Raw genomic sequence first — 15824 nt, 5'->3', positions numbered from 1 at the left:
GTTTAAAATTTAAGATCATTGATTCACAGTCCTCTGCGCATCAGAAATGGGTTTGCCAAGATTTATTGTCGAATTTTGAGGGGCCTTTGTAAAGCGAATAACCTGTAAAGCCCTGCTTTGGGGCTGATGTTTGTAAAGGTTTGTATTTTTTTACCTGTCTCCTCTTCCGGGTGCCAGCCGTTGCGAATTGGGTGGAGGGGACGTCAGATCTAAGTTGTCGCTGATTTGGCTTTAGCCTCAAGATCCGCTAACCGACTTTTTAGATCTTGATTGGCTTTTTGCAACTGCTGTACCTCCTCTTGGAGGGCGGTCAGCGCTTGATTCGATTTCACCTGGGCCTGCACTTTTTTGATCGATTCTTCCGCCATCCGTCGGACCCGGCCATCGGGGGTTTGGTTGGCTAAGGTTTTGAGCAGTGCGATCGCTTTCGGTGTTTCCATTTGTCCCAGAGAAGCAGACACAGATACCTGCGTTAAAAAGAAGCTTTCACCCACCAGCACCGATAATCGGTCCAAAATGCGTTGCAGTTGTTCTGGGGATTGGCCAGTGGAAATACTGCCTAAGGCTCGAATGGCAGCGAGGCGCAGCGGCTGTGGGGTGCCTGCCTCGGTATAGGCCAAAATCAAATCCAGTGCTGCAGTGGAGGTTTTCATTTGGCTGAGAGCACCAATGGCACCAGAACGCACTACTTCATTCCAGCCGCCCCGATCCTTAAGGACTGATTTGAAGAGCTTGATTACCTTCGTTTCCTTAGGTTTGGTGGTCAGGGTGGAGGCTGCGATCGCACCCACGGCTCGTAACGCACTCGCTTCCACGTAGTAACTGGGGTCGCCCTTTTCGGCGAAGGGTTTAATGGCTTTGTAACTTTCATCGGTCTTAAAGGTCGCCATGGCTTCCACGACTGCCCGTCGGACTCTAGCATCCTGATCTTTTAGTCCGGGCTTAAGGGCAGGCAACACCTGATCGAGCTTGATCTGGGCGAGCTGCTTGGCCACTTCGACCCGGACGCCCCAGAACCCATCGGTAGTTAGGGCTTCTCCTAAACTCTTGACGACTTCTAAGCCGCCTTTTTTCGCTAAGGACTGAGCAGCATAAATGCGAGAGAGGGGATCGGGGTCTTGCTTTAGCTGAGCTTTCAGCTCCGGCATCGGATATTCGAGGGCAACCTGCTTGAGATAGTGATTGCCTTGATCAAAGCTAATCAATAAGGGCTTTTCGGATAGACCAAAGTAAAAGCTCTGCTCCTGCTCATGGACGCGGACTGTAAAGGTTTGGAACTCCACGGGTTGTTTGCCTCGGTCATAGCCAAAGGCAATGGGCAGACTCAAGTCAAACAGCTCTTTGGCGCTATTTTTATCCTTGGGATTGACCTGGGTTTGAGTGACCGTTACTTTGGCCATTTGGTGATCGGCATCCCAGCTATAGCCCAACTTATATTCGGGGTGACCGCCCCGATAGACATACTGATCAAATAAGAAGAGCAGATTGCGACCCGTGGCTTTTTCGATCGCCCGCAGTAAGTCGATAGTCTCTACGGTTTGGTGGGCGTTGTCCTGGACAAAGGTATGGATGGCCCGCCAAAACAGTTCATCCCCCAATTCGGCCCGAATCATATGGTAGATACAGGCCCCTTTTTCATAGAGATGGCGGTCATACAGCTCAATCGCTTCTCGATAAACATGGGTGACTACGGGGCGACGATAGCGAGTACTGTCCTCATTGAAATAATTCCGTGCTTCCCGCAGCCGATAATAGGCGGCATCCTCAGCCCCATACTCATGGTTGGTCCACATTACCTCGGAGTAAGAGGCCATCCCTTCCTTAATCCAGGCATGGGACCAATGCTTAATCACGACTAAATCGCCAAACCACTGGTGGGCCAATTCATGGGCCACTAGACTTTCCGCCGCCCGATTATCGATGGCTGCCCGCTCATCCAACAAGCAGCGATCGGTCAGTAGGGTGGTGGAGGTATTTTCCATGCCCCCAAAGATAAAGTCATCCACACAGACCTGGGCATACTTGGGATAGGCGTAGGGGTAGCCGTAGTATTCGCTAAAAAATTCGATCATCCGGGGCGTTTTGCCCATGGTCAGCTTGGCCTGATCTTCTCGCCCTTTTTCGACATAGTAGGTAACGGGTTTGCCCTGCCACTCATCGATAATTTCCGCAAACTGCCCCACTGCCAGGGTCATTAAGTAAGTCGGATGGACTTCTCGCTGCAGCCAGTGGTAGATTTTTTGCTTGCCGTCCACTTCCGTTTCAATCAGCTCTCCATTGGAGATGGCCATATAGGCTTTGGGTACCCGCACCCGAATCTCTGAAGTGGCGAGTTGGCCGGGATAGTCAAAGCAGGGAAACCAAAACCGGGAGTCTTCATCTTCCCCTTGGGTCCACACCTGGGTGGGTTTATCAGGATAATGCTCGTCCGGTTGGACAAAGTAAAGGCCGCGTTGGGGTTGGTGGACGGAATATGCGATCGCAACCGTAAATACTTTTCCTGCCGTCGTCGGCTGCTTCAACTGAATCTGTAACTGCTCGCCATCATAGTCAAAGGGCTGTTTGGTACGGCCCACTTTCACCCCGTCGATTTGTAAATCGACAGCATCCAATATTAAGGTCTCAATCCCACTGCGCACCGGGTTTAACCGGATCTGGCAGGTACCATTAAAGGATTGACCCGGAATATCCAGGGTTAAATCCAGAAAAATATGTTCGACTTGACCGGGGCGATCTGGGTTGTAGTGCGGTCGTGCCCCTGCCATTTCAAAGGACTTGTGCTTTTTGGTTTCAGAATCGAAGAAAAGATGGGACATCTTGTTACCTTGCTGAGGATGGTGCTAGCTGAAGAGAATTGCTGGCAATGATTGGCTCTCGATCCAGCGTAGCGCTTTATCAGGACTATCAGTGCAATGAAATTAAAGCGCACGAGCTAGGTGCAGCATCTAAGGAAATGGTGCTTAAATCTCTAGAATTATGGCCTCAAGTCCCAGGATACTTATGGCTATGTGTTATCTACAGAAATATCTATGAGGATATGCCAAAAGCCATTAATTTCGCCCATCCAGCTTTGAAACTAAGCCCTACCTCAGCGAAACGTGGGTATACTGAGGATTTCATTAGGAAAGTCCAAGGACTATTGGCAATTCAACGCTAATATCCTGAGAGCAGGAGCGGCTAAACCTTTATGTCTTGCATGGGCTGAAACCTGCCTTATTCCGTAGAATAACTTCAATCAAGAGGGAGATGGTCTGCCTTCGCAACACAAGGTTGAACTAGTCCCACATCGATATGGGCTTACCAATAAAAAATAAATATGTCAACTTATGTTGCATTTTGTTTACATAGATGTTACTTTGATTTACATAAAGATACATTTTGTTTGTCATCTTATTTTTGTAATCGGTTTCTACAGCGAGTTGAAAGTTAGACCATGCTTGTCCTTATTTCATTTGCGATCGCAGGTAAAGTACTAGGTTCAGTTCTTAGAACTGAAGCATATTCTCCAGTTGAGCAAATGGTTGCCTACACTCAACAGGCGGGCTCAAAACCTTTTAAGACGACTAAAAATTTTGGTTTAGATCTATCGGGTCATCGTTCAAACTCATTGCCGTATCTAACTCCAGAACCTTGTTCTTGATGGGTGATTAAACGGCTTAGACGCTATGTTTGTCGGCATCACTGATGACATCGCTACGATCCAATCGCCATTTCGTTGAAGCGAAGTTGCGATGCTCAAAGAGCGGCCTTCGGCCATTGCACATTCACCCGATGATTGGCCTGCACATAGTCCGCAAGATACCGAACATCCCGAGCAATCCCTGAAAAGCGTCCCGACCCCCAGGTATAGAGCCAAGGCAAGCCGACAAAATAGAGTCCTTTCACCCCAGTGACACCCCGATCATGACCAGGGTAACCCTTGCCATCAAACACAGGAATTTCCACCCAGGAATAGTCCATGTCATAGCCAATGGACCAAATCACAGTGGTAATATTGGCAGCCTCTAGGTTAAGAGAAGTGGGTTCAGTAGCAGGTTCCCAAACCGGACAATAGGAGGCCTCCATGGGGGCATCAATTTGATGCTTATTAATATAGGCATCAATCGTTCCTTTGATACTTTCAGCTACCGCATCGGCCTGATCCAAGTTCTCTCGCAAATTGGCCTGAAAGGTTAACTGAGCATCGCGAATATCCGTCAGTCTGCCGTAGAGCTGCATTCCTTCTAGGGCAAAATGACGTAAATCAATTTCCCGCCCTCTACCACGGCCCGTTACATAGTGGTTGGTTTTGGTTCTCACCTGTTCTTTTTGGGGATGATCTTCAATGGTCAGATCGTAGTAACCCAGTTGATCGAGCCAATCCACCACATCTTTGCCTCGGTATTGCCGGGGCGATCGCGGCGCACTACCCACACATAAATGCACCTGTTTCCCTGCAAGATGGAGGTCTTCAGCAATCTGGCATCCTGATTGTCCGGTGCCTACTACGAGCACGGCTCCATCAGCTAAACTCTCAGGATTTTTATACTCAGAAGAATGGAGTTGGCGAATCTCGTTAGGTAAACGCTGGGCCATACCAGGGATGCGAGGTCGATGATACCCACCAGTGGCCACCACAATTTGATCGGCGGAAAATTCACCGATGGAGGTGGACACTTCAAACACATCGCTAATCGGATTTTTACGCACTCGCTGGACGCTGACACCTTCTCGAACCGGAGGGTTAAAGGACTGGGCGTAAGCTTCGATATAATCCACGATTTGTTCTTTCTGCATAAACCCGTTGGGGTCATCCCCTGGATAGGAAAAGCCCGGTAGCTGACATTGCCAGTTCGGGGTAACGAGACAAAAAGAGTCCCAACGCTTATTTCGCCAAGAATGGGCAATCTGATGCTGCTCAAAGATAATGTGATCGATCTGGCGTTCGCCCAAACAGTAACTAACCGATAAACCAGCCTGTCCTCCACCGACAATGACGACGGAATAGTGACTCCCCATATTTGCCTCCAATCTGCGATTGTTTGCACCATAGAAGGCATACAGACGTGATCCTGTTACAGAGGCTACGAAATTGAAATGTTTAGTACTATCAGTAGGTTAGAAAAGGTTCGCTGATGTTTCGGGCTTGTGCTTAGGCTCAGCAATATTGCACATCCTATGATTTTCGATAGTTATAAATGGATTAATCTAAGCGCTTTGGAGGTTGAGCATGAATGATAAAGATTGGTCAGATATGATTGGAGGTCTGACTGCTGATGCTCTATTAGATGCAAATATTATCCAGAAAGATCAATTTGAAGATGCTTGCGAAGTGATTGCCGAAGAAGTCTTCGTTCGTTTATGTCTTAATGACAGACCTACACAAAAAGACCTCGACAGCATGAGTACCTAAGACCCTACCAAAGAAAATCTGATCTTCCGAGTCAAACTCAATGATGGCTTCATACCCCTTATACTTCATCGTTGATACCTGCCTTGGTTAAGAAGTTTCGAACGGCTTGCACTTGATAGCGTTTTAGCGTTCAGACAATCGGCGGCATTTTCTTGTTAAGAACGGGTTTATAGTACCTCACAGCCAAATTTTCAGCTCGGTTAAGCAGCCATTCTGGTAATTGAACCCAGTCGATAAAAGCATTCGTTCCACAACGAGATAGGATATCGCTGATTTTGTGATGTCCCTTCTGCCAGCGTTGATGGATATTCTTCGCTTGCCCAACGTAAATAACTGTCCCAGCGCCATCCAGAACTCAATAGATTCCACCATAAGTCGGTAAATTGTCTAGCTGGGTAATCGGTAACACTAAACCTCTAGCTCCTCAAGGGTGACATCGATTGAGTTGGCCTGGGCATTGTGTTGAATCCTGTCCCATATTTTGTCTACCGCTTTGGCTGATAATCCCGTCACTCTACCTACTCGATGTAAGGATTGCTGAAGTTCTATCTCTTGTTGATCCAGTTGATCGAGGGTTATATCTGGTTGGATGGTTTGCTGATGCTTCAGTAGGTCAAGTATCGCCAGCCATTCAGCTTTATAGCGTAAGTCACGGCCATGGGTAAGATCTGGGCGCTGACGCTTGAGTTCTGGTGTTCGAGGGACACCAGTTAATTTAAATACCTCAACCTTAATTCCTTGAAGTTTCACGATTTCTCGTTCTCAGATCCAGAAAGATGTTTATAGCGAATTGCTTTTTTCACCAGCTTTAAGATTTCTGACTGTTCCCAATCCAACAGTGACTCCCCGATCGCGATCGCTTTATTCACGGATCGAGTACTGTAAATCTGATCCACTTTTGTCCGAATTGAGGGATCTACACCTTCGTGTTCCAGGACTTTTTTGACTAAAGTGCGCTGCACCCGGTAGGTATCATTCCATTGTTGAAGCGATCGCTGGCTATTTTCTAATTTTGCAACCGTTTTAAGCTTTTCAGACCAGCTATCGAGGAGGTTGGAGAGGGCACTAGCAGAACTAACCCCCACCTTTTTCATAAGATTTCGCAGAACATTGCCGCGATCTTGCGCAACTTGGATAACCCGCACATGTTCATCGCGGTAGAGCGCCAATACTAACTCTGTTGCAGCATTGGTGGCATGTTTAAGCTGACGACCCGACATGCTCCCTTGATTATGCTCAATTTCTTGCAGAACATCGTCGTAATTGGTCACATTATGGCGCAAGTGATTGAGTAGCTCCCGCCCTGAAGCAGAAGAGAAATCGAGGACATCACCATATTCATCCTTAATTTGATACAGCAAATCAGGTCGCTTAAGTTCGACCATTGATTTAATCTGCTCTTTGGAATAATACGGACTGGGCATGGTTACAGCTTGAAAACAGATGTTATGAATGATCTCAACAGTTGAAGTGAGTCATCATCTATAACGTCACCTACAAAGATCCTTCTTCTCTAGGATTCCCCTGTATAAAGGCTAATTCTTATATTGGGTACCAATATCACTGTCTCACAGCATTATTTTCCCAAAAATGTAGCGCATTACTAATTTAATTCAATCATGATGAATGTTCTCAAGTGAACGCTATGACCTGTAATAAACCTATTAAAAGTGATAGGAAATCTCTAAATTTTTCACCTAGAGACCATGCAATAGTTGCACTCCCCTATCACTTCAATTAGACATTGTAGGTTTGTAGTTATTGATACAGGGGAAGGATTTCAACCCACTTACTGTGCAGAGTTAATGATGCTGATTGACGCATCAGGCACTTCCAAAACTCTTCAAGAAGGATGCTTAACCGATGCCAGAAGTAACCACCCCCATCCACCAGACTGGCGACTTTTTTGTGGATTATGAGGAAAAAGTCTTCCCCGATGTGCAGGCCGATTCCGGCGAAAAAGCACTAGTTACCTTTCACACCGTTGCCTTTGAAGGATCGATTGGCTTGGTGAATCTATTGCAGGCCACCCGTTTGATTCGCAAAGGATTTGAGACCTCCGTTTTGCTTTATGGGCCAGGCGTCACCCTGGGTGTGCAGCGCGGCTTTCCCAAGATTGGCGATGAAGCCTTTCCCGGTCATCAGGCCATGAACAACCAGCTCGTCAAAATCATGGAAGAAGGGGGCAAGGTCTATGCCTGTCGATTTGCCTTGCAAGCTCTCTATGGTCACGGTGAACCCTCTTTGATTCCGGGGATTCGGCCCATTAACCCCTTAGATGTCTTAGATATTGTTTTGATGCACCGTAAGTCAGGGGCTTTTATTCTCGATACCTGGACCACCTAGCCGCCAGCCCCCTGAGGTCATTAGTTATGGAACAGGCAAAAACGGTACGCGCCGCTGCGGTACAGATCAGTCCAGTCTTGTTTAGTCGAGAAGGGACCACGGAGAAAGTTTTGGATGCGATCGCATCTGCAGCCCAAGAGGGCGTACAACTGATTGTCTTCCCAGAAACCTTCGTTCCCTACTACCCTTACTTCTCCTTTATCCAACCCCCGGTGGTGATGGGGAAGGCTCATCTGCAGCTATACGAAGAAGCGGTGACCGTACCGGGGGCGGTGGTGGATGCCATCAGTCGAGCAGCTCGATCCTACGAAATGGTGGTAGTTCTGGGGGTCAATGAGCGAGAAGGCGGTTCCCTCTATAACACCCAGCTGATCTTTGATGCCGATGGCACCTTGGGACTAAAGCGACGTAAAATTACTCCCACCTACCATGAGCGGATGGTCTGGGGACAGGGAGATGGGGCGGGACTAGTCGTCCTAGAGACGGCAGTGGGTCGGCTAGGGGCCTTAGCCTGCTGGGAGCATTACAATCCCCTAGCTCGCTATGCCCTGATGGCTCAACAGGAAGAAATTCACTGTGGGCAGTTTCCCGGATCAATGGTGGGACAAATCTTTGCCGACCAAATGGAGGTAACGATGCGCCACCATGCTCTGGAGTCGGGCTGTTTTGTGGTCAATGCCACGGGCTGGCTTACCCCAGAGCAAAAGCAGCAAATTACCGCCGATGAAAAACTGCAAAAAGTCCTAAGTGGGGGCTGCTATACCGCCATTATTAGCCCCGAGGGGGTGCCCCTCTGTGACCCTGTGACTGAGGGCGAAGGGATGGCCATCGCCGATCTCGATTTCTCCCTAATTACCAAACGCAAGCGAATGATGGACTCCGTGGGCCATTATTCCCGGCCCGATCTACTCCAGCTCCAGGTGAACCAACAAGCGTGGGCCGTCATGCAATCCGCTCCCACCGTACCGCTCCCAGAGCAGGATTCTCCCTTATCCAGTGAGCCCATCCCTCACCCCGTCGATTAACCCAAGATTATGGACAAACAACATCTAATTACTGAACTGCAATCAAATGGACTGCAGGTAATTGACCCCAGTATTGGCGTGGCGGGTCGTCGGGGTGGGGCAGGCCCCTCGGATCATAAAGCGGTAACCGTGGATGGAACGACGGTGATGGTTCCCATCTATACGGGCACCGCTAGCCAGTCCCCTTATACTGCCCAGGTGAATCAAGGTCGGCAGGCGATGCTAGAGAAAGCCGACCAGGCTGTAGCCACGGTGGAATTTCCGCAGCAGCCCCAGTTTTATCAACTGCAAACGGCAGAGGGTATCCCCTACTGGAAGATTGCCCTCCTCCATAGCCATGACGTGTTGGCCACTACGGTATTGCAAACCTGTATGCGGTATCGAAATCCCGATACGGCCTGTCAGTTTTGTGCCATTGAAAAGTCCCTAGAGGCGGATCGGACCATTGCCCGCAAAACGCCAGAACAACTGGCAGAAGTGGCAGAGGCGGCGGTGCGTCTAGATGGGGTCAAACATATGATTATGACCACCGGCACACCCAATACCCGCGATCGCGGGGCTGCCTACTTAGCTGAATGTGCCCAAGCCATTAAAGCGCGGGTCAACCTACCGATTCAGGCCCAATGCGAACCCCCAGATGATTTTGGCTGGTTTGCCCAGATGAAAGCGGCAGGGGTAGATAGTTTGGGAATGCACCTAGAAGCGGTGGATGCGCAGGTGCGATCGCACATTATGCCCGGCAAAGCCGAAGTCCCTCTATCCCATTATTTTGAAGCTTTTGAGGCAGCAGTGCAGGTATTTGGCTGGGGCCAAGTTTCCACCTATTTATTAGCTGGACTAGGGGATAGCTTAGACACTTTGGTGGAGACTTCGCAACGACTGATTGATTTGGGGGTATATCCCTTTGTTGTTCCCTTCGTTCCCATTTCTGACACCCCCTTAGCCAACCATCCCGCCCCCAGCAGTGAGTTTATGTTTGCCCTCTATCAGCAGGTGGGGGCAATGCTCAAACAGGCGGGCATGTCCTCGGCAGATATCAATGCGGGATGTGCCAAATGTGGGGCTTGTTCCGCTTTGTCTACGTTTGAAGCTTAATTTTTTTGAGGGTTTATAGAAGCCTGCAATCCCCCGATTGCTGAGCAGCACTATTTAGCAGCACAGAGGTATCTGATGGCATCTAGTCGATATTGCTTTAAGTTGGCGCAATCTCCCCAGGATCTACGGGGATATTTTGACTTGCGTCAGTCTATTTTTTGCCAGGAACAAGGTCTATTTGAAGGGAACGATGAGGACGATATTGATACCACCGCCTATCCGATCGTGGCTATTGATAAAGAAGCACCTCCAGACCAACAGGTGGTCGGCGTAGTCCGCATCTACGAAGAGCAAGATCGGCTCTGGTACGGTGGTCGCTTAGGGGTTCATGCTGACTATCGGCGGGTGGGTCGCATCGGTAAAGGATTGATCTATAAAGCCGTGACCACGGCCAATACCTGGGGATGCGATCGCTTCTTGGCTACGGTCCAACTCCAGAACGTCCGGTTCTTTCAACGCCAGCACTGGGACTCCTTAGAAGAGATACAGATTTGCGATCTCCCCCATCACCTAATGGAAGCAGACCTGGCCTTTTATCCTCCCGGCCATGAACCCCGTCCCCAAACCAAGCCCCTGCTGCAAGCCTCTTAATGCTGTCGGATCTAGCCGCCGAATTACGACAAACTTTGGGCCTGCTGCATAAACGGGATATTCAACCTGTTGCCCGCCATCTAGGTGCTTGGGTTTCGGACAATACCACTCAAAAACCCATTTGGTTGGGGGATGACTGTGCCGCTATTCCCGATGGCGAGGGGTATCTGCTGCTGGCAGCGGAGGGCATGTGGTCCGTGTTAGTGGAAACAGAACCTTGGTTCGCAGGTTGGTGTGGGGTGCTCGTCAACGTCAGCGATATCTATGCCATGGGGGGGCAACCCATTGCCGTAGTGGATGCCCTTTGGAGTCAGTCCACAGATCAGGCGGAGCAACTCTGGCAAGGGATGAAAGCAGCATCTAAGGCCTTTAATGTGCCGATTGTTGGGGGTCATACTCACTGTCATAGCCCTTATGAAGTTCTATCGGTGTCAATTTTGGGACGCGCCCAACGATTGATAACCAGTTTTAATGCCCAACCGGGCGATACCCTACTGCTGGTTACCGACCTAAAAGGTAAGCCCCATCCGAAATATCCGTTTTGGGATGCAGCAACGATGGCAGAACCCCAGATATTGCAGGCCAATCTGAATCTATTGCCCATCCTGGCTGAGTCAGGACTATGCGATGCCGGGAAAGACATTAGCATGGGGGGCTTAGTGGGCACCTTATTGATGTTGCTGGAGACTTCCGGTTGCGGGGCTGTGCTAGACCTAGAAGCAATTCCCAGTCCTGCTGATCTGGACTTTAAACAGTGGCTGGTGAGTTTCCCCGGTTATGGTTTTTTGCTCAGTGTTAGACCCGATTGTGTGGAGCCAATCCAGCAATTATTTGCCCCCCATGATTTGGTCTGTGCAGCTATTGGCCAGATCACGCCGGGGCATACCTTAACTCTAAAACTTGGCGCTGAGTCAACTGCCTTCTGGGACTTGAGTCAAGAATCCCTCACGGGTTTTTCTCCGTCCCATGCAGACCGGAATCACAGCCCATCAAACCTCTGAATCGGGCGGTCGTCGATCTTGCAATTGGGCCATTTCTCGATGGAGTTCGGCTTGGAGTTCAGCTTCGGTGGGCAGGTGGAGCTGATAGCGGCTGGCGAAGATTTTGGATTGTTGGTTGGGGCCAAGGGTGTATTTGACCACGGCATCATTTTTATCGGAGCAGAGGATCAGACCCAGGGTGGGGTTGTCGTCTGGGGCACAGCGTTCGAGATCGTAGTAGTTAACGTAGAGCTGGAGCTGGCCAAGGTCGCCGTGGTTGAGTTTTCCGACTTTCAGATCGATCAGAATGTAGCACTTCAGGATGGTGTGGTAGAAAACAAGATCGATATAGAAGTGATCGCCATCCAGGCTGATCCGTTCTTGGCGTGAGACAAAGGCAAATCCTTTGCCCAGTTCGAGCAGAAAGGTTTGCAGGTTGCTAATCAGAGCGGTTTCGAGATCGGATTCGACGAGGCGAGGGGATTCGGGGAGGCCGAGGAATTCGATCACCACGGGATCTTTGAAGATATCGCTGGGAGTTTGAATCATTTGGCCTTCGGTGGCGAGCTGTATCAGTCCGGCTTTGTCGGTGCTTTTGGCGAGGCGTTCAAATAGAAGGCTGCTGATTTGGCGTTCAAGTTCGCGGGCGGACCAGTTATTTTGAAGCGCTTCGATTTCATAGAAGGCGCGAGCATCTAGATTATCCACTCGCATCAGTCTTCGGTAATGGGTCCAAGAAAGATTGGGATGAAGTTGACCGGGTTGCCAGTTGGGGTTGGGTTGAAGAGTTTTCGCGAGGTCGAGCGGGGCATCAGAAAGGCTACTCACCGCGTAGCCTTTGTCCTGTTCACCCAGCAGTTGCGGATAAGCAAAATAAAATTGGCGAATAAGTTTTAGATTGGCATAGGAAAAGCCTTTACCAACATCTTTGGTCAGTCTACGGGAAAGATCTTTGAGTAGGTTTTCGCCATATTCGGCCCGTTGTTGCCCCTGTTGTTCTTGTTCAACAATTTCGCGCCCGATCAGCCAGTAGGAGACGACTTGTGTCGTGTTGACAGTTCGGGAAACGCCAATTTTGGCGGCATTGAGAATGTCGAGAATACGTTGATACAGTAAGTTGGAGTGATTATCGCTCAAGGGGAAAAGGGTTTTCAGGGGAAACATTTAGACTTTCACTTTAGACTAATTGCACTGTGTCAGTAAGCAATGACCAGAGACATTACATGCCAGAGTCGACACTATCAATCGCACTGTTGACCTATGCCACCAAGCCACGGGGCAGCGTTATCCATACCCTAGAACTGGCAGCAGCGCTTACCGCTTTGGGTCATCAAGTTTGTGTGTATGCCCTCGATAAAGATGGTCAAGGCTTTGAGCGGGCCTTACCTCATCCTGCGCAGCTTATTCCTGCTCAAGCCGCACCTATTAATATCGATGCTCTGATCCAGCAGCGGATTCAGGAATTTGTAAAATTCTTCGGGGAACATCCCCCTCAACACGATATCTATCATGCCCAAGATTGCATTAGTGCCAACGCTTTAATGCAGCTTCGCCAGAAACAGTATCTCCTCTCCGTCGTCCGCACCGTCCACCATATTGAAGACTTTCAGAGTCCCTATTTACAGCAGTGCCAAGACCGCTCAATTCGAGACCCCGACTTATGTTTATGTGTCAGTGATTACTGGCAAGAGAGACTCGCCGCCGAGTACCAGATCACGGCTCCCCGTGTAACGAATGGCGTTAACTTAGAGCGGTTTTCTTCCACACCTACTGGACATGAATCTGCCCTTAAAGAAACCTTGGGCTTGCATGGATCGCCTATTTATTTGACGGTGGGCGGGATTGAACCCCGCAAAAACTCCCTCCGGTTACTCACTGCCTTTGCCCAAGTATTGCAGCATAGGCCCCAAGCTCAGCTGGTGATTGCAGGCGGAGCGACATTGTTTGACTACCAAGCGTATCGAGACCAGTTTTTCCAGCAAGTCCAGGCATTACAAATTGACATTGGGCGGTCGCTGATTTTGCCAGGGGTTGTGCCTGATACTGATCTTCCGGTTCTGTATCGTTGTGCGGATGCCTTTTGTTTTCCGTCTTTGAAAGAAGGATGGGGACTGGTCGTGCTAGAAGCGATCGCATCTGGGTTACCGCTACTTCTATCAGACCAACCGCCGTTTACAGAATTTTTAGGTAGGGAGCAAGCCGTGTGGGTCAACCCCCAAGACCCTGACCAGATGGCTAAGGGGATGTTGAGCCTGGATCCAACTCACAGTTCAGCGTCTCTCTCCTCTGCTACCCCAATTTTGGACCAATATTCCTGGCATCAGTCAGCGCTTTGTCATGTGGAACAGTATTACCGCTTACGGGCTAACCAGCAGGAATAAACTGAATCATTTGCACCTTGGGGTCGGCGAGATCTTGATAGGTCTGAGCCCGAGTTTCCAGAGATTGCAGTTGTCCTAGGGCGAGACTGCAAGGCATACCATATTTAGCCTTGACCCGATCACTGGCAATGGTCAGAGCGGTTTGCGATCGCGCAATAAAGTCACTCAAATCGTAGGTACTTCCTGGCTCTAGATAGTCTTTGACAACCAAGGAAGGGGAATAGCAAGTTTCCTGGGTACCGTCAGGCCATTGAATTTGAAAGCGAATTTCTGGCATGGATCCATGTACGAAAAGAGGTGGGTGGAACAGATTTCCTGCCCTTTACTTTAACGGTGCAGGGGGAGTCGCCAGTTGTACTGGTTGATACAAAGCGAGGAGAGTCTTTTTTATTCAATAAAGAAGTGATCCGTTTTCCCAGGCCATTTCATCCTCCAGCCGCACCTTGCTAAATTCAGTTCAGTTACGCTCCCATCTTCAGGATGTCAATGCGATTGGTCAAAGTATTTCTGGGTGCTTAGATCCAGCAGCAATTGCCCATCGTGTCACTGAAGCGTTAGTCCAGCGTTTTCAATGTGCCTTTGCTCGCATCTGGTTAACGGACACGGAACAGCAAACCCTGACCTTAGTTGCTTCTTCCGGGCTGTATACCCATACCAATGGTTCCTTTGCCCATGTGCCGATGGGGGCCTATAAGGTGGGCAAGATTGCTCAAAACCGGGTGCCGTTTTTAAGTAATTATTTACCGGATGAACCCTGGGTCAAGGATCGAGACTGGGCAATTGCCAATCAAATTCAAGGATTTGCCGGGTATCCGCTAATGGCGGGTGATCGCGTGTTAGGAGTCCTGGCTACCTTTAGTCATACTCCCCTTGCCCCAGAATTTCTGGAAGTTCTGCAAATGCTGTGTCTGACGACCACTATCGCCTTGGATGCCGCACTTCAGTCTCAGAGAACGATACCCAAATCTATGTCTCAAAGTAGAGCGATGGCCTTGTCCGATCAACTGGCACAGGTGCTCACCTCAACTCAGTTAATGTTGGTGGGCACGGAACGGGATCTCCCGGCTTCTATGGCTTATGCCCTGCTGCGGGGGGTGGAGCTGTTAACCCAACTGAATTGCAGCTATTGCCGCTTGACCTATGGTGAACAAGCCATATTGTTGGATGCAATCGCAATCTTCCCCCCTAACATCCGTGAAGATCGACTAAAGCGAGCTGCCTCACCCTTGGCAGAGCTACAACGGATGACTCTATGGCTGGGAGGGACGTTGACCACCCAACCCGACCCTCAAGATCGGGTATTTGAGCTGACCTTAACGCTGCCCTATAGGGCGGCTGCATCTGAGCATTTATCCGTGTCGGTTCAATGTCAGCAATCTGTCTTACAACTGGCATTTACCCATCTATGCTTGCAAGCAGGCTTAAATCTGAAGCATGCACCCTCTAAAACGGCAGCATCAGATACCCCAGAAGTCCTGCTAACGGATCGTCTAGATGTTCCCCCATCAAACTCGCCCATCATTTGGATTCAGCATTCTCCTCGGGGGCAGATTCCTGCTGCAGCTCAAGCAGTGGTGACACTGGATATCATTCCCCAACAACTCTATACGGTCGTGGCTCAAGTCTCTCAAGGCCAAGCTGCTTTGCCGGAGCTGATCGCTCCGGTGTTATCCGACCGAGAGCAGGAAATTATGCGGTTGTTGTCTCAAGGGCTGAGAGATCGCGATATTGCCAACCGATTGCATATCAGCGCCAGTACGGTTCGGTTTCACGTCAACAATACATTGACCAAGTTAAAGGCCAAAAATCGGTATCAAGCCGTTTATGAAGCCACCAGTCGAGAGTGGATCTAGATGCGATAAGTCGTCTTAAAGATTCACATTCTCGAACTAAATGCACAGTATCTCATAATTAATATATAGAGCTACATTTTCACTATTTTTAGAGCTTTTTTTAAAATATTTTTTATAGCTGCAACCATCTAGAATTAGATGCATTTTTCGGATTTATTAGA

Annotated in this window: 14 protein-coding genes; 8 read left to right on the top strand and 6 right to left on the bottom strand. The window is 49.3% G+C overall.

Annotation, left to right across the window (positions count from 1 at the left end):
* Positions 1-209 precede the first annotated feature (209 nt).
* Complete coding sequence (locus Q0986_RS14630; RefSeq protein ID WP_299411577.1) at positions 210-2816, bottom strand: M1 family metallopeptidase; 2607 nt, start codon at positions 2814-2816, stop codon at positions 210-212.
* A gap of 919 nt (positions 2817-3735) precedes the next feature.
* The gene (locus tag Q0986_RS14625) at positions 3736-4998 is read right to left on the bottom strand and encodes an MSMEG_0569 family flavin-dependent oxidoreductase (protein ID WP_299411575.1); all 1263 of its coding nucleotides are present in this window, start codon (positions 4996-4998) and stop codon (positions 3736-3738) included.
* 211 nt (positions 4999-5209) lie between these two features.
* Here Q0986_RS14625 and Q0986_RS14620 point away from each other — a divergent pair, with 211 nt between their 5' ends.
* Positions 5210-5392 carry a hypothetical protein gene (locus Q0986_RS14620; protein WP_299411573.1) on the top strand — a complete coding sequence of 61 codons (183 nt, stop codon included), beginning with the start codon at positions 5210-5212 and terminating at the stop codon, positions 5390-5392.
* A gap of 408 nt (positions 5393-5800) precedes the next feature.
* Here Q0986_RS14620 and Q0986_RS14615 read toward each other — a convergent pair whose 3' ends face one another.
* A complete protein-coding gene (locus tag Q0986_RS14615; protein ID WP_299411572.1) occupies positions 5801-6142 on the bottom strand; it encodes a hypothetical protein in 342 nt (113 codons plus the stop codon).
* On the bottom strand, positions 6139-6816 hold the full coding sequence (locus tag Q0986_RS14610) for a hypothetical protein (protein WP_299411570.1): 678 nt from the start codon (positions 6814-6816) through the stop codon (positions 6139-6141). The genes Q0986_RS14615 and Q0986_RS14610 overlap by 4 nt, the downstream gene beginning before the upstream one ends.
* A gap of 439 nt (positions 6817-7255) precedes the next feature.
* Here Q0986_RS14610 and Q0986_RS14605 point away from each other — a divergent pair, with 439 nt between their 5' ends.
* The 5 genes from Q0986_RS14605 to Q0986_RS14585 all read left to right on the top strand — a co-directional run bounded on the left by Q0986_RS14605 (position 7256) and on the right by Q0986_RS14585 (position 11450).
* The gene (locus tag Q0986_RS14605; protein WP_299411568.1) at positions 7256-7738 is read left to right on the top strand and encodes an MSMEG_0572/Sll0783 family nitrogen starvation response protein; all 483 of its coding nucleotides are present in this window, start codon (positions 7256-7258) and stop codon (positions 7736-7738) included.
* 26 nt (positions 7739-7764) lie between these two features.
* Positions 7765-8763, top strand: a complete 999-nt coding sequence (locus tag Q0986_RS14600; RefSeq protein ID WP_299411565.1) for a Nit6803 family nitrilase — start codon at positions 7765-7767, stop codon at positions 8761-8763.
* A 9-nt stretch (positions 8764-8772) separates the two neighbouring features.
* On the top strand, positions 8773-9858 hold the full coding sequence (locus Q0986_RS14595) for an MSMEG_0568 family radical SAM protein (RefSeq protein ID WP_299411563.1): 1086 nt from the start codon (positions 8773-8775) through the stop codon (positions 9856-9858).
* A gap of 75 nt (positions 9859-9933) precedes the next feature.
* Entirely contained in the window at positions 9934-10449 is a 516-nt protein-coding gene (locus tag Q0986_RS14590; RefSeq protein ID WP_299411561.1) for an MSMEG_0567/Sll0786 family nitrogen starvation N-acetyltransferase, read from the top strand.
* Positions 10449-11450, top strand: a complete 1002-nt coding sequence (locus tag Q0986_RS14585) for a sll0787 family AIR synthase-like protein (protein WP_299411560.1) — start codon at positions 10449-10451, stop codon at positions 11448-11450. The genes Q0986_RS14590 and Q0986_RS14585 overlap by 1 nt, the downstream gene beginning before the upstream one ends.
* Here Q0986_RS14585 and Q0986_RS14580 read toward each other — a convergent pair.
* Positions 11439-12593 carry a PDDEXK nuclease domain-containing protein gene (locus Q0986_RS14580; RefSeq protein WP_299411559.1) on the bottom strand — a complete coding sequence of 385 codons (1155 nt, stop codon included), beginning with the start codon at positions 12591-12593 and terminating at the stop codon, positions 11439-11441. The two genes, Q0986_RS14585 and Q0986_RS14580, sit on opposite strands and share 12 nt — an antisense overlap.
* Before the next feature lie 59 nt (positions 12594-12652).
* On the opposite strand from Q0986_RS14580, the gene Q0986_RS14575 reads away from it, so the two are divergent.
* Positions 12653-13810 (top strand): MSMEG_0565 family glycosyltransferase, encoded by a 1158-nt coding sequence (locus Q0986_RS14575; RefSeq protein ID WP_299411556.1) that lies wholly within the window; start codon positions 12653-12655, stop codon positions 13808-13810.
* Here Q0986_RS14575 and Q0986_RS14570 read toward each other — a convergent pair.
* Entirely contained in the window at positions 13794-14087 is a 294-nt protein-coding gene (locus Q0986_RS14570; protein WP_299411555.1) for an MSMEG_0570 family nitrogen starvation response protein, read from the bottom strand. The two genes, Q0986_RS14575 and Q0986_RS14570, sit on opposite strands and share 17 nt — an antisense overlap.
* Positions 14088-14253: 166 nt before the next feature.
* Between Q0986_RS14570 and Q0986_RS14565 the strand changes: the two genes are divergently transcribed.
* Positions 14254-15663, top strand: coding sequence for a LuxR C-terminal-related transcriptional regulator (locus Q0986_RS14565; RefSeq protein WP_299411552.1), 1410 nt, complete (start codon positions 14254-14256; stop codon positions 15661-15663).
* Positions 15664-15824 lie beyond the last annotated feature (161 nt).

This window comes from Acaryochloris sp. IP29b_bin.148 (genome assembly GCF_028285565.1).
Taxonomy (GTDB): domain Bacteria; phylum Cyanobacteriota; class Cyanobacteriia; order Thermosynechococcales; family Thermosynechococcaceae; genus Acaryochloris.
Note: the sequence above shows the minus strand (reverse complement) of the source record. Positions and strands in the feature narration are given on the sequence as shown.

Bases quoted from the DNA above. Each gene is read 5' to 3' on its own strand.
- Q0986_RS14630 (WP_299411577.1), bottom strand. From the start codon at position 2,816: ATGTCCCATCTTTTCTTCGATTCTGAAACCAAAAAGCACAAGTCCTTT.
- Q0986_RS14595 (WP_299411563.1), top strand. From the start codon at position 8,773: ATGGACAAACAACATCTAATTACTGAACTGCAATCAAATGGACTGCAG.
- Q0986_RS14585 (WP_299411560.1), top strand. From the start codon at position 10,449: ATGCTGTCGGATCTAGCCGCCGAATTACGACAAACTTTGGGCCTGCTG.
- Q0986_RS14590 (WP_299411561.1), top strand. From the start codon at position 9,934: ATGGCATCTAGTCGATATTGCTTTAAGTTGGCGCAATCTCCCCAGGAT.
- Q0986_RS14600 (WP_299411565.1), top strand. From the start codon at position 7,765: ATGGAACAGGCAAAAACGGTACGCGCCGCTGCGGTACAGATCAGTCCA.
- Q0986_RS14620 (WP_299411573.1), top strand. From the start codon at position 5,210: ATGAATGATAAAGATTGGTCAGATATGATTGGAGGTCTGACTGCTGAT.
- Q0986_RS14580 (WP_299411559.1), bottom strand. From the start codon at position 12,593: ATGTTTCCCCTGAAAACCCTTTTCCCCTTGAGCGATAATCACTCCAAC.
- Q0986_RS14605 (WP_299411568.1), top strand. From the start codon at position 7,256: ATGCCAGAAGTAACCACCCCCATCCACCAGACTGGCGACTTTTTTGTG.
- Q0986_RS14575 (WP_299411556.1), top strand. From the start codon at position 12,653: ATGCCAGAGTCGACACTATCAATCGCACTGTTGACCTATGCCACCAAG.
- Q0986_RS14610 (WP_299411570.1), bottom strand. From the start codon at position 6,816: ATGCCCAGTCCGTATTATTCCAAAGAGCAGATTAAATCAATGGTCGAA.
- Q0986_RS14625 (WP_299411575.1), bottom strand. From the start codon at position 4,998: ATGGGGAGTCACTATTCCGTCGTCATTGTCGGTGGAGGACAGGCTGGT.
- Q0986_RS14570 (WP_299411555.1), bottom strand. From the start codon at position 14,087: ATGCCAGAAATTCGCTTTCAAATTCAATGGCCTGACGGTACCCAGGAA.